Source organism: Streptomyces sp. NBC_00212, from assembly GCF_045206365.1.
In the GTDB taxonomy this organism is placed as follows: Bacteria; Actinomycetota; Actinomycetes; order Streptomycetales; family Streptomycetaceae; genus Streptomyces.
Map to the genome: position 1 here is coordinate 6258386 of NZ_CP108115.1, position 12923 is coordinate 6271308.

Genomic DNA, 12923 nt, shown 5'->3' on the forward strand with positions numbered 1-12923 from the left:
TTCTCGCCGTTCCATGAGGGCTGCAAGATTGGCCCGGAAGGCAGGAGAACGCAGAGCTGATGACGGAACGACCCTCGCAGCGCACCCCCAACCGCCAGCTCGCCGCACTGATCGCAGAAGCCGGGTTCTCCAATGCCGGGCTCGCCCGCCGCGTTGACCAGCTCGGTCTGGAGCACGGCCTGGATCTGCGCTACGACAAGACCTCGGTGACGCGGTGGCTGCGCGGCCAGCAACCGCGCGGCACCACGCCCGCGCTGATCGCCGAGGTGTTCACCCGGCGGCTAGGCCGCAGACTCTCCGCACAGGACCTCGGCCTCGACGCGTGCGCTCCCGTGTACGCGGGCCTGGAGTTCGCGGCGACGCCCGAGGAGGCCGTCGACATCGTCAGCGGGCTCTGGCGCAAGGACTCGGGCAGCCACGCCGAACTCCGCAAGATCGCGTTCACCCCGGCGGGTCTGGTGGTCCCCAGCAGAGACTGGCTGATCGGACGGGCCGACGACCGGGTGAGCCGCGGCGAGCCGAACCCGCAGGGCAACGTGACCCGCATCCCGGTCCAGGGCCGCCCCTCCGTGCCCCGCCAGCGGACCACCGACCGCGGCCCCGGCCAGCGGGTGACCAGCGGCGACATCGCGGCGCTCCGCTCGGTCGGCGAACTGTTCCGCACCCTCGACCACGCCTACGGCGGCGGGCACGCCCGTCAGGCGCTGGTGCGCTACCTGGAGCACGAGGCCGAGCCGATGCTGCGCGGCACCTACGGCGAGAACGTGGGGCGCCGGCTCTTCGCGGCGGCCGCTGACCTGACCAGACTGGCCGGCTGGACCTCGTACGACATCGCCGCGCACGGGCTCGCCCAGCGGTACTTCGTGCAGGCGCTGCGGCTGTCCCAGGCGGCGGGGGACCGGGCGTACGGCTCGTACGTGCTTGTCACCATGAGCCGGCAGGCCGTCTACCTGGGGCACGGCCGCGAGGCCGTGCAACTGGCCCGGGTCGCCCAGCAGGGCGTCGGGTCGGCGGCGCCGCCCGTCGTGCAGTCGCTCCTGAACGCGGTGGAGGCGCGCGGGCACGGGGTGCTCGGCGAGGTGCGGGCGTGCACGGCCTCGCTCGTACGGGCCGAACGGGCCCTGGAGAGCGCGCGGCCGGGCGACGACGTGCCGCACTGGGCGCGCTTCTTCGACGAGGCGCAGCTCGCCGACGAGTTCGGCCACTGCCACCGCGACCTCCAGCAGTACCGCGCGGCCGCCCAGCACGCCGAGCGCTCGCTGCAACTGCGCGCGCCCGGCTACGCCCGGTCCCGGCTGTTCTGCCGGGTCGTGCTCGCCACGGCCCGGCTCGGCCTCGGCGAGCTCGACCAGGCGTGCGCGCTGGGCGCGGAGGCGGCCCAACAGGCCAGCGAGATGCGCTCGGCGCGCGCGGTCGAGTACGTACGCGACTTCGAGCGCCGCCTGGAGCCCTACCGGGACGCGGCCGCCGTGCGCAACTACCGGGACCGGGTGGCCGCGTTGGGGTGAGGCAGGCGGGGGTCAGGCCGCCTTGCGGATCACCTCCGGGGCCGCGTGCCAGGACTGGACGCCCAGGTCGGCGAGGATCGCCTGGGCGGCGCGGCGGCCCGAGTACAGGGCGCCCTGGACGGTGCTGGTGTCGCGGTGGTCGCCGCACACGTACAGGCCGGCGAGCAGCCGGACCGGGCGGCGCAGATCGTGCGGGGCCGGCATCGACGGCACGGCCTGCGGGGTGTGGTGCACGGCGAGCAGCTCCCAGCCGTCCGTGGACGTGGCGTAAAGGCGCGCCAGTTGGCGGCGTACGGCACTCTCCAGGTCGGCGGGCGGGGTGCCGAGCACGGTCGAGGTGATCAGCGCCCGGCCGCGCGGCGCCCGGCTCGGGTCGACCTCGCTCATCACCGAGCTGTACGCCACCGGACCGCTGCGGTCCGCGTCCAGGAGCAGCGCGGGGTCGGCGAGCGGGGAGCGCGGTGCGGCGTGGTGCACCACGGTGAGCGGGTGGAACGCGGGGACCCGCAGGCCGGGCAGCAGCTCGGCGGCGGCCGGGGCGTCGGTGGCCAGGAGCAGCGAGCGGCAGCCGAGTACGCCGTGGTCGGCGGTGGTGACAGAGGTCGTGGCGACGGCCGTCACCTTCACGTCGGTACGCACCGTGCCGGGCGGCAGGGCGGCGGCGAGCAGCTCCGGCAGGGTCGCCGCGCCGCCCGCCGGAACGCACAGCCGGCCGCGTGCGAAGCCGCGCAGCGCGAGGTCGGCGCAGCGGCTCGACGTGGTCAGGTCCGGGTCGCAGAGCAGCGCGGAGAGCAGCGGGCGTACGAAGCCGTCCAGGGTGCGGGCGGGCAGGCCCCGGCCCAACAGGGCCTGGCGGATGGGGAGTTCGGGCCGGGCGACGATCCGCTCGACCGAGGTCGCGGCGAGCTTGGCGAGTGCCTTGCCGAGCCGGGCCTGGTCGAGTGCGCCCCCGAGCGGGGTGACCGTGCCACGAGGGGCGCTCGCGCGGGCGCGTGCGGCGGCCAGTGCGCCCCTCGCGCTCCCTGTCGCGCCCGCCCGGTAGTGACGGCCCCCGCTGTGCACGAGGACGCCGGGCGAGAACGGGCGCAGCGGCAGGTCCTCCAGGCCCGGGGTGCGGGTCAGTTCCGGGTACGAGGTCGAGAGCAGCTGCCCGATCCGGTCGAGGCGGAAGCCGTCGACCGTGCTGGTCGACATGCGGCCGCCCACGCAGGGGGCTGCCTCCAGGACGCTGACCGTGACTCCCGCGCCGGTCAGCTGATGAGCCGCTGACAGGCCCGCGAGCCCGGCCCCCACGATGAGTACGTCCGCATGGTGTGCGGTGCTGAGCACGTGGCCCTCCCCGAGGTAGGCGCGGTAGGTGGAAGCCTCATGCCCCCAACTGGCCCACGAAATGCGGCAGTTCGAGGAGAGAGTAGGTACGTTCTGGGCGGGCGGGCCCATGCGCGCGGGGGTGGGCGTCGAAGCATGGCGGGCGCACGGGTGCCCTCCGGGGGTGGGCGGGGGAGGGGGTTTCCCTCGCGGGACCGGCCCTCCTGGGGCTTCCGCCCCAGCCCCCCGGGGGTTCGCCCACCCACCCGCCCGTTGCTCGGCGTCGGATGAGCCGACCCCCTGGGGCTGCGCCCCAGACCCGCCGGGGGCCTGGGCCTGCATATACCCGCGGGCCGTATGTGGGTCGCGCCCGCGCGGCGGAGCCGCAGATGTCACAGCCCCGCGCCCCTGGCGGGGTTGATCCTGGCAGGGTGGGAGAACCCCCTACCTCGCCGCCGCCCCGATCGCCCCCTCCACGCTGGGGAACGCGAACTTGAAGCCCGCCGACAACAGGCGTGTCGGGAGGACGCGTTGGCTAGACAGGGCGTCTCCGGCCGCCTCGCCCACCGCGAGCCGCATCGCCGCCGCCGGGACGGGCAGGACGGCCGGGCGGTGCAGGGCCCGGGACATCGCCGCCGTCACCTCCCGGTTCGTCACCGGGGACGGTGCCGTCAGGTTCACCGGGCCGGACAGCTCGTCCGTGTCGACCAGGAACCGCAGCGCCGCCACCTCGTCGTGCAGGGCGATGAACGACCAGTACTGGCGCCCGCTCCCGAGCCGGCCCCCCAACCCCGCCCGGAACAGCGGGAACAGCTTCGCCCAGGCCCCGCCGTCGCGGGCCACCACCAGACCCGTACGCGCGAACACGGTCCGGATGCCCGCCTCCTCGGCCGGGGCCGCCGCCTCCTCCCACTCCACGCACACCGAGGCGAGGAAGCCGTCGCCCGGCGGCGCCGACTCGTCCACCGGACGGCCGCCCGTGTCGCCGTAGTAGCCGATCGCCGACCCGCTGACCAGCACCTTCGGCGGGGTGTCGAGCGAGGCCAGGGCCTCTGCGACCGCGGCCGTGCCGAGCACCCTGCTGTCCCGGATCTCCTTCTTGTACGCGGCCGTCCAGCGGCGGTCGGCCACCCCCGCCCCGGCCAGATGCACCACCGCCTCGCATCCCGCAAGGCCCGCCGCGTCCACGTACTGGCGCGCCGGATCCCACTCGACCTCGTCCGGCGTCTCGGCCTCGCGCCGTACGAGACGTAGCACCTCGTGCCCGTCCGCCCGCAGCGAGCGCACCAGCTCCGCACCGATCAGTCCTGTCGAACCCGTCACCGCGATCTTCATGGATCCCATCCTCGCGCCCCACCGCCCGCATGGCACAGTGGCCGCATGCCCGAGTCGTACACCCAGCCCAGTACTTCTCCGCCTGTGCTCATACGCCCGGCCCAGCGCTCCGACGGCGAGCCGCTGGGCGCGCTCACCCGGGACGCCTGGTCCCCGCTGCACTCCGTACAGCCGCGGCCGACAGCGCCGTACGAGCCCTTCTTCGACGAGCGGCACGAGCCCTCGCACTACCTGGTCGCGGAGACGGGCGGCCACATCGTCGGGTTCATCCGGCTGGTTCCGGCCACCGCGCTCGCCTGCAACCGGCACGTCCGGCAGATCCAGGGGCTCGAAGTCGCCGAAGCCGCGCGCGGCCGGGGCGTCGCGCGCGCCCTGCTGAGAGCCGCCTGCGACGCCTCCCGCCGCCAGGGCGCCACCCGCATCACCCTGCGCGTCCTCGGCCACAACGCCCCGGCCCGCGCCCTGTACGAGGCGGAGGGCTTCGCCGTCGAAGGCGTACTGCCCGGCGAGTTCCTCCTCGACGGCGCGTACGTGGACGACGTCCTCATGGGCCGTTCCCTGATCGACAGCTGACGACCGACGACCGAACCTCCGAAAGCAGGGTCCCGTGTCTCACTCCAGCCCCTTGACCAATGCTGCCAAGGCCGCCGCGGACGCTGCCGGCATCGCCCTGCGCGGGCTCGACGCCATCCGCGCCGACCTCGCCGCCCTCTACCGCGATCTGCACGCGCACCCCGAGCTGTCCTTCGCCGAGCACCGCACCGCCGCAGAAGTCGCCGACAGGGCAAGGGAGTTCGGCTGCGAGGTGACCACCGGGGTCGGGCGCACCGGGGTCGTCGCCGTCCTGAAGAACGGGCCCGGGCCCACCGTGCTGCTCCGGGCCGACTTCGACGCGCTGCCGGTCAGGGAGCGGACCGGGCTCGACTACGCCTCCACCGTCGACGGGGTCATGCACGCCTGCGGGCACGACATGCACGTGACCTGCCTGCTCGGCGCGCTCAAGCTGCTCGCCGACTCCCGCTCGCTGTGGAGCGGCACCGTCCTCGGCGTCTTCCAGCCCGCCGAGGAGATCGCGCAGGGGGCGCGGGCCATGCTCGACGACGGGCTCTACGAGCGGTTCGGGACGCCCGACGTCGTGCTCGGCCAGCACGTGGGCCCGTTCCCGGCCGGTCTGGTCGGCGCGCACGCGGGCCCCGCCTTCGCCGCCACCGACGGGCTCAAGGTCGTCATGTACGGCAAGGGGGCGCACGGTTCGCGCCCCGAGACGTCCGTCGACCCGGTGGTGATGGCGGCCTCGACCGTGCTGCGGCTCCAGACGATCGTCTCGCGCGAGATCCCCGGCGGCGAGACGGCCGTCGTGACCGTCGGCGCGCTGAACGCCGGGACCAAGGACAACATCATCCCGGACGAGGCCGAGCTGAAGATCAATATCCGGACGTACAAGGAGGACGTGCGGGCCAGGGTGCTTGCCGCCGTCGAGCGGATCGTGCGGGGCGAGGCCGCCGTCGCCGGGGCCGAGCGCGAGCCCGACATCACCGGGATCGACTCCTTCCCGGTGGTCGTCAACGACGCCGACGCGGTGGCGCGGACGATGGCCGCCGTCGGCGCGGTCATCGGCGAGGACAAGGTGCTCGACCCGGGTCCGGTGACGGGCAGCGAGGACGTCGGCCTGTTCGGTACGGAGGCCGGGGTCCCGGTCTGCTACTGGCTGTTCGGGGGCGCGGATGCCGAGGCGTTCGGCGCCGCGTTCGCCGCCGGCACCCTCGACCAGGACATCCCCTCCAACCACTCGCCCTTCTTCGCCCCGCTGGTCGAACCCACTCTGACCACCGGCGTCACGGCCCTGACGACCGCGGCGCTGGCCTGGCTCGGCGAGGGCTGAGCGGGCTCAGTGGCCCAACAGCCGCATCCCGCCCGTGAGTTCGCGCAGGCAGCGCACGGCGAGCTCGGCGGGGGAGCCCGGGCCCGTGGCCGGGGCGTCGGTGGCGGACCACGCCTCTAGCGCCACCCGGATCGCGTCGGTGGCCGCGGCCGCCGCAAGGCGTACCTCCAGGGCGTCGGCCCCCGGCCCCGCGAGGCGGGCGAGCGCGGGCAGCAGGCGCTCCTCGGAGTCCTGGTTCACTCGGTACCAGACCGCGCGCAGCGCCGCGTCGTGCTCGGCCGCGCGCAGCAGCCCCCGGGTCCACCTGAACTGCTCGGCCGCGTGCGCGTCGGGCACCGCGAGGGCCTCCCGGACGGCGACCTCCAGGGTCTTCGCCAGGGGGCCGGGCTCGGCCGCTTCGAGCAGCGCCCGCCAGCGTTCGGCGCCGCCCGAGAGCAGCGGGCCGACCGCGTCCTGCTTGGAGCGGAAGTAGCGGTAGAAGGTGCGCAGCGCGACCCCGGCGTGCCGGGCGATGGCCTCGGCGGTGGTGCCGTCGGGCCCGTGCTCGGCGAAGAGCGCGGCCGCGGCGCGGGCGATGTCGAGCTGGGTCGCCGCCTTGCGGCGCTCGGTGAGCGAGGTCTTGGGCGGGGGGACGGGCTGCGGTACGGGCTGGGTCACTTCGCAAGCGTACGCCCGGAGCCGGTTCGTCTGCATGGATTGACTTCATGGCAAATCGTGCCACTAAGGCGTACGGTGGAAACATCCACACGGAGCCCCTCACCGGCTCCCCCCGCGTCGAGAAAGCTGGACCGCGATGAGCGTGAACACCGTCACCGACCGCTACGAAGGACGCCGCGCGCTGGTCACCGGCGGTGGCTCCGGCATCGGGCAGGCCACCGTGCTGCGCCTGCTCGCCGAGGGCGGCCACGTCGTCGCCGCGGACGTCAGCGAGGCCGGCCTGAAGGACACCGCCGAGAAGTCGGGCGCCACCATCGGCCGGCTCACCACCCTCGGCGTCGACATAGCCGACGAGGACTCGGTGCGCGAGGGCGTCGCCGCCGCGGTCTCCGCGCTCGGCGGCCTGGACGTGCTGGTCAACGCGGCCGGCATCCTGCGCTCCTCGCACACCCACCGGACGAGCCTGGCCGACTTCAACAAGGTCGTCGCGGTCAACCTGACCGGCACCTTCCTGATGATCCGCGAGGCGATCCCGGCGCTGCTCGAAGGCGACGGCGCGGCCGTCGTCAACTTCAGCTCGACCTCGGCGGTGTTCGCCCACCCCTACATGGCGGCGTACGCGGCCAGCAAGGGCGGCATCCAGTCGATGACGCACGCGCTCGCCGCCGAGTACGGCAAGCGGGGCATCCGGTTCACCGCCGTGCAGCCTGGCTCGATCTCCTCCGGCATGACCGACGGAACAGGCGCCTCCAAGGCGAGCGTGGGCCCCGGCCTGCCCGCCGACGCCGACATGTCGCTCTTCATGAAGCTCGCCCCGGCCATCGGCGAGGGCTTCGCGGGCCCGGAGACGGTGGCATCCGTGGTCGCGATGCTGGCCAGCGACGACGGCCGCTTCATCACCGGCACCGAGATCCGCATCGACGGCGGAACGCACTACTGAGCCGATGGAGCCCGGGTGACCCGCTGACCCGCCCGCTCAGCCCGCCCCGAATCGCTCCCACAGGCGGGGGAAGCGGGCCGCCAGCGCCGCCTCGTCCTCGAAGTCCAGCGCGGTTCCCTGCGGCTCCTCGGACTGGCCCGGGATGCCCAGGTCCGGCGCCACGACGCCGGTGAGCTGCTCGTACGCCTCGTCCGCCGCGTAGCCGAGCTCCTCGCCGTCGCCGTCGACCTCCTCGTCGAACTCGCCGAGGAGGTCGGCGAGCGCGTCCGGGTCGTGCAGCGCGCCCTCGAAGACCTCGCGGCCCTGGCCGATCAGCCAGCAGCGGAAGTAGTCGAAGGCGTCGTCGCTGGCTCCGTCGAGCAGCACGGCCGCGGCGCCCCACAGGTCCCAGCGGTAGGCGCGGTTGTAGCGCGCCTCGAAGTGCCGGGCGAAGTCGAGCACGGAGTCGGGGTCGTACTGCAGCAGCCGCTCCACGAGCAGGTCGGCCTGTTCCTCGGGGTCGCCGTCGGCGGCCTCGCGGGTACGGTCGACGATCTCCCAGAACTCCGTCTCGTCCATCACGGAACCAGCATCGTGGGTAGGGGGAGGCGGCGCACGCGGAGCGGCGCTTTTCGTCCGGTTGCCGCTCCCGGCTCACCCCTGGCACACCTGTAGCCATTCGCTCGCCGCGCGTTCGCCATCCGTTCGTCACTCGTCTCGTCACTCGTCGAGGGGCAGCGCGGTCGCGACCATCTCCCAGCGCGAGTCGAACCACGTTTGCACCTGCTGGAACTCCGCGCGCTCCAGGGACCGCGCCCCGTTCCCTTCGAGCGTGGCCGGGAACAGGGTGTCGCTGTGCAGTTCGAGCACCTCTATGGCCTCGGCGTCGACGAGGATGCGGGTCCTGCGCAGGAAGTAGTAGCCGGTCAGCATCTGGCTGCCGTTGATGAGGTAGCGCTTCTCGCCGGGCACCGTCGGCAGGCTCCGGATCTCCACGGACACCGAGCCGACCGTGCCCTCCTCGGCCAGCTGGGTGAGCGAGTGGTGCAGCGCCTCCGTGTACATCCGGATGACCCGGCGAAGGCGTCGCAGCGGGCGCAGGTCCGACGGGTCGTCGAGGTGGCGCGGGTAGGGGTGGTGGGTGTCCAGATCCGGCACCAGGACCCGTACCCGGACCGACCGCGGGGCCGGCCGGTCGCCGAGCCGGATGAGTTCGGCCTGCTGCTGCACGGCGCGGGAGAGCTCCTCGGTGTGCAGCGACCAGACGTCAAGGGAGACATGGGGTGCCTCGAACGCGCGGGAAATGTAATAGACCAATGGCCGTCCGATGGCAGCCTGGCGGGCCACCACGGCGCCCCGGCCCCGCACCCCTTCCTCCAGGAGCCCCTCGTCGCGCAGCAGCTGGAGCGCCTTCTGTACGGTGCCGCGCCCGACGTCGAAACGGCGCATGAGCTGCTCCTGTTTGGGCAGCGCCTCGCCGGGCGCCCGGACACCGTTCTGGATGTCCTGGCGCAGCGCGTCGGCGACCGATCGGTAGCGGGGGGTCTCCCCGGCGTCGTCCCGGTCGGCCCCTGATATGTGGGTCGTCACCCAGTGAGGCTACAACTGGCGGTCAGCACAGGACAGATGGCTGCGCCAACCGGTCAACTCCACTTGTTGACCGGTTGGTTGAGGCAGTTGGCCGTCCAATTCCCCATTGGTATAGCTGTGTTGCCCAATATGCAGCGCGCTGACCATAGATGGCCACCATTCAGGCCGGGTAGGAGGAGGGAACACAATCGCCTGCCAATGAAGGTACCGAGCTCAGTACTTGCGGTCCGCGGCGGCGACAACCGGAGGAGGTGTTCCATGGGACTGGAGACGCGCGTGCAAATCGTCCTCGAACTGCTGTCGAACGTGGGTGTGGTGTCCCTGCTCGGCCCGTCGGGTCTGCTGGTGCTCGCCCTGGGCGTGCTGCTCGCGAAGGGCGGCGGTGGTGGTGGCGGCGCGGTCCGCCGGGAGCCGGGGCCGGTTCCGGCCGGGCCGCGCACGAACCTGGTGTGCGTGGCGGCCGTGCTCCTGGTGTTCCTGCTGATCGCGGCACTCTGAACGCGGCAGCCCGATCGCCCGCGCCCTGAACGCGCAGTTCGACCGCCGGCCTCCGTGCGAGGTCGGCCGAAGGCGGCCCGCTCCGGATCCGGCTCAATTCGGGTCCATGGGGCGGGCGATGGTGTTCCACAGCGAGTCGAACCACTGCTGGGTCTGCTCGACATAGCTGCGGGTGACCTGGTCGTCGTCCACCACGGTGTGCCGGAAGAGCATGCCTTCCACGCCGAGCATGTCGTAGATCTCGATCGGGTTCCGGTCGAGATCCACCGTGCGCTCGGTCACCTGATAGTGGCCGGCGAGCACCTCGCGGCCGTTGAGGATGTAGACCTTCTGCGTCGGGGTGATCGACACCTTGCGGGCCTCGACCGTCACGTCCGGCACCAGGTCGCGGACCTTGAGCATGCGCAGCGAGTGCCGCAGCGATCCGTAGATGTGGTTGCTGGTGATCCGCAGCCGCTCCCGCGGCCGGCCGTTCTGCAGGTCGCCGATCACCTGGGGCAGGGCGAGCGGGGCCTCGGCGTCGGGCAGCAGGATGCGCACCGCCACCCGGCGCGGGCCCGAGCCCTCGGCCTGCACGGTGACCAGCGGGCCCGCGAGCGCGGAGGCCAGCGTCTCGCCATTGAGGCAGTACGCGTCGATGGTCACCTCCTCCTGGCGGAAGCACTGCGCCACCCGCTCGCCCAGGAAGATCCCCGCGGGCCGCGGCGAATGGCGGCGCGCGCCGGGCACCTCGCGCCGGTTGTTCGCGGGCGCCTGGATGGTCGCGGGGCGGGCCACGGTCGGCGGGGTGCCCTGTTGGGCCCGCCTGATGAGGCCTTCCCGCTCCAGGAGTTCGACGGCGCCGCGGACCGCGCCGCGCGGCACGGCGAACCGCTCGCTGAGCTGGGCCTGCGTCGGGATGTGCTCACCGACCCGAAGCTCACCGCCGGTGATGAGCGCACGCAAGCCGTCCGCGACCACATCCCGCGGACGACGCTGTCCATCGGTCGAAGCGCTGCTACCAGGCACGCCGCCAGCCTACAACTTCCTGCCAATGACGGCGAGTTGTCCGCCGGAAACCGTCAGTATCTGCCAATGCGGCTGGTTCACTCGTAGAGTTGGCGCATGGCGCGGGCCGCGTCGGCGACACGGTCGCGCAGCTCGACGGGCTCCATGACTTCCAACTCCGGCCCCAGTCCGAGCAGTTGGCCGCACGCGATGTCCTGCGACTCGACCGGCAGCGTGAGCGTCAGCCAGCCGTCCTCGTCCGGGCCCTCCCCCTTCTCCAGGGCCTCGCGCACCGCACCGTGGTCACCGGTGGCGTACGGCAGCCGGGCGGCCCCGGCGGGCGAGACCCGTACGACCACCGTCTCGCGGAGCACCGAGCGCGCGAACTCCTCGGCCCGGGCCTCCCAGAAGCGCGGCAGGTCGAAGTCCTCCTCGCGCACGAAGCGGTCCTCGCCGACCGCGACCGCGGTGAACCGGTCGAGCCGGTACACCCGGAAGCCGCCCTCGTCGGCCGCCCGGGCGCACAGGTACCAGACGCCCGCCTTCAGGACCAGGCCGTACGGCTCCAGCTCGCGCTCCACCTCCGAGCGGTCCGGGCGCCGGTAGCCGATCCGGATCCCCCGGTCGTCCCAGACCGCCTCGGCGACGGCGGGCAGCAGTTCGGGGGTCTCGGGCTCCTGCCACCAGCCGGGGGCGTCCAGGTGGAAGCGCTGGGCAGCGGCGGACGGGGCGTCCTTGAGGGAGGGCAGCAGGGCCGCCGACACCTTCAGGCGGGCGGCCGAGGCGGCGTCCTCAAGGCCCATCTCCCGCAGCGCGCCCGGCACTCCGGACAGGAACAGCACCTCGGCCTCGGAGCGGGCGAGGCCGGTCAGGCGGGTCCGGTACCCGCCGATCAGGCGGTACCCGCCGGCCCGGCCCCGGTCCGCGTACACCGGCACCCCGGCCTCCGCCAGCGCCTGCGCGTCCCGGGTCACGGTCCGCTCCGAAACCTCCAGCTCCCGGGCCAGCTCGGCGGCGGTCATGGCGGGCCGGGCCTGCAGCAGAAGCACCATCTTGATGAGCCGGGCAGCACGCATGTGTTCATGATGCAGGGTGGCTGGCGGAGTGCCCCGAAGGGGCGCGGGGCTGTGAGGTGCTGGGTGCTCTACAGGGGCGCGGGGAACTGCGCGACCAGCCCCCACCGGGCCCGCGCCCGAAAGCGAAACCGAATGCGCTGCGCGCAGGTGCCAGTTCGTCGGCTGCGGACCGGCTGTGGCTGATCGCGCAGTTCCCCGCGCCCCTAAACCCTCTTTCGGCCGCGGGCCGTGCGTGGTGCTCGCGCCCGCGCGGCGGAGCCGCAGATGTCACAGCCCCGCGCCCCTGTAGGGCACCCAGTGCCCGCGCTTACCGATGCGTCTCGTCCAGCGCGATGACCGAGAACACCCCGCCCTGCGGGTCCCGCAGGAGCGAGAACCGGCCCGGCGGGATGGTCGTGGGCGGCACGTGGACCTCGCCCCCCAGCTCCCGCGCCTTCGCCGCGGTGGCGTCGCAGTCCTCGACCTCGACGTACACCATCCAGTGCGGCGGCACCTCCGGCGGGAAGTCCTCGTTCATCCGCATCATGCCGCCGAAGCTCTCGCCTTCGAGCGTCCACTCCGTGTACTCGGAGCCGCCGTACGGCTCGGTGTCGCCGTCCCAGCCGAAGACGGTTCGGTAGAAGGTCTTGGCCTGGTCCGAGTTCCGGGTCAGGAGCTCGAACCAGCACATGCTGTACGGCTTGTCGGCCACCCCGAAACCCTTGTGCTCCTTGGGCTGCCAGACGCCGAAGACGGCGCCCTCGGGGTCGGTGAACACCGCGAGCCGGCCCGACTCGAAGACGTCCATGGGACCGGCCACGATCGAGCCGCCGTTGGCCGTCACCGCCGCGGCCGTCGCATCGGCCGAGTCGACCTGGTAGTACGCCAGCCAGGCCACCGGCTGCCCCGGCGCCATGCAGGGCCCGTACCCGCCGACGTACTGGTCGCCGAGCAGGAACATCCCGTAGCCGCCCGCCTCCTCCATCGGCACGTCCGCGCCCTGCCAGCCGAAGAGCCCGCCGTAGAAAGCCTTGGCGGCGGCCACGTCGGTCGTCGACAGGTCGGCCCAGGCGGGCGCGGACGGGCGGTTGTAGATCTTCATGCAGTGCTCCCGGAACGGTGGCGCCCCCGGTCGACCATTCACGCACGCGTGCCCCGCCCCGGCAATCGGGACGGGGCACGCG

At 73.2% G+C, this 12923-nt stretch carries 13 protein-coding genes; 5 read left to right on the forward strand and 8 right to left on the reverse strand.

Going from position 1 to position 12923, the window contains the following annotated elements:
• The first annotated feature begins 59 nt into the window (after window positions 1-59).
• A complete protein-coding gene (locus tag OHA17_RS28525) occupies window positions 60-1508 on the forward strand; it encodes a hypothetical protein (RefSeq protein WP_053723987.1) in 1449 nt (482 codons plus the stop codon).
• A gap of 12 nt (window positions 1509-1520) precedes the next feature.
• Here the strand turns inward: OHA17_RS28525 and OHA17_RS28530 are convergent, their stop codons facing one another.
• Together OHA17_RS28530 and OHA17_RS28535 are read right to left on the reverse strand one after the other, a co-directional pair.
• On the reverse strand, window positions 1521-2837 hold the full coding sequence (locus OHA17_RS28530) for an NAD(P)/FAD-dependent oxidoreductase (RefSeq protein WP_406508944.1): 1317 nt from the start codon (window positions 2835-2837) through the stop codon (window positions 1521-1523).
• Between the two features lie 423 nt (window positions 2838-3260).
• Complete coding sequence (locus OHA17_RS28535; protein WP_406508945.1) at window positions 3261-4160, reverse strand: TIGR01777 family oxidoreductase; 900 nt, start codon at window positions 4158-4160, stop codon at window positions 3261-3263.
• A gap of 36 nt (window positions 4161-4196) precedes the next feature.
• Here OHA17_RS28535 and OHA17_RS28540 point away from each other — a divergent pair, with 36 nt between their 5' ends.
• On the forward strand, window positions 4197-4724 hold the full coding sequence (locus tag OHA17_RS28540) for a GNAT family N-acetyltransferase (RefSeq protein WP_406508946.1): 528 nt from the start codon (window positions 4197-4199) through the stop codon (window positions 4722-4724).
• 52 nt (window positions 4725-4776) lie between these two features.
• Window positions 4777-6033: an amidohydrolase gene (locus OHA17_RS28545; RefSeq protein ID WP_406508947.1), complete on the forward strand. Its 1257-nt coding sequence runs from the start codon at window positions 4777-4779 to the stop codon at window positions 6031-6033.
• 6 nt (window positions 6034-6039) lie between these two features.
• Here the strand turns inward: OHA17_RS28545 and OHA17_RS28550 are convergent, their stop codons facing one another.
• Complete coding sequence (locus OHA17_RS28550; RefSeq protein ID WP_398871034.1) at window positions 6040-6726, reverse strand: TetR/AcrR family transcriptional regulator; 687 nt, start codon at window positions 6724-6726, stop codon at window positions 6040-6042.
• Between the two features lie 100 nt (window positions 6727-6826).
• Here OHA17_RS28550 and OHA17_RS28555 point away from each other — a divergent pair, with 100 nt between their 5' ends.
• The gene (locus OHA17_RS28555) at window positions 6827-7630 is read left to right on the forward strand and encodes an SDR family NAD(P)-dependent oxidoreductase (protein WP_406508948.1); all 804 of its coding nucleotides are present in this window, start codon (window positions 6827-6829) and stop codon (window positions 7628-7630) included.
• 36 nt (window positions 7631-7666) lie between these two features.
• On the opposite strand, the gene OHA17_RS28560 is transcribed toward OHA17_RS28555, so the two are convergent.
• A complete protein-coding gene (locus OHA17_RS28560) occupies window positions 7667-8188 on the reverse strand; it encodes a DUF4240 domain-containing protein (RefSeq protein WP_406510834.1) in 522 nt (173 codons plus the stop codon).
• Between the two features lie 141 nt (window positions 8189-8329).
• Entirely contained in the window at window positions 8330-9199 is an 870-nt protein-coding gene (locus OHA17_RS28565; RefSeq protein ID WP_406508949.1) for a GntR family transcriptional regulator, read from the reverse strand.
• Between the two features lie 258 nt (window positions 9200-9457).
• Here OHA17_RS28565 and OHA17_RS28570 point away from each other — a divergent pair, with 258 nt between their 5' ends.
• Window positions 9458-9697: a hypothetical protein gene (locus OHA17_RS28570; protein ID WP_406508950.1), complete on the forward strand. Its 240-nt coding sequence runs from the start codon at window positions 9458-9460 to the stop codon at window positions 9695-9697.
• A gap of 93 nt (window positions 9698-9790) precedes the next feature.
• Here the strand turns inward: OHA17_RS28570 and OHA17_RS28575 are convergent, their stop codons facing one another.
• The 3 genes from OHA17_RS28575 to OHA17_RS28585 all read right to left on the reverse strand — a co-directional run bounded on the left by OHA17_RS28575 (window position 9791) and on the right by OHA17_RS28585 (window position 12841).
• Window positions 9791-10705, reverse strand: coding sequence for a GntR family transcriptional regulator (locus OHA17_RS28575; protein WP_063802042.1), 915 nt, complete (start codon window positions 10703-10705; stop codon window positions 9791-9793).
• Between the two features lie 77 nt (window positions 10706-10782).
• Window positions 10783-11760, reverse strand: a complete 978-nt coding sequence (locus OHA17_RS28580) for a helix-turn-helix transcriptional regulator (RefSeq protein WP_406508951.1) — start codon at window positions 11758-11760, stop codon at window positions 10783-10785.
• Between the two features lie 307 nt (window positions 11761-12067).
• Complete coding sequence (locus OHA17_RS28585) at window positions 12068-12841, reverse strand: VOC family protein (RefSeq protein WP_406508952.1); 774 nt, start codon at window positions 12839-12841, stop codon at window positions 12068-12070.
• Window positions 12842-12923 lie beyond the last annotated feature (82 nt).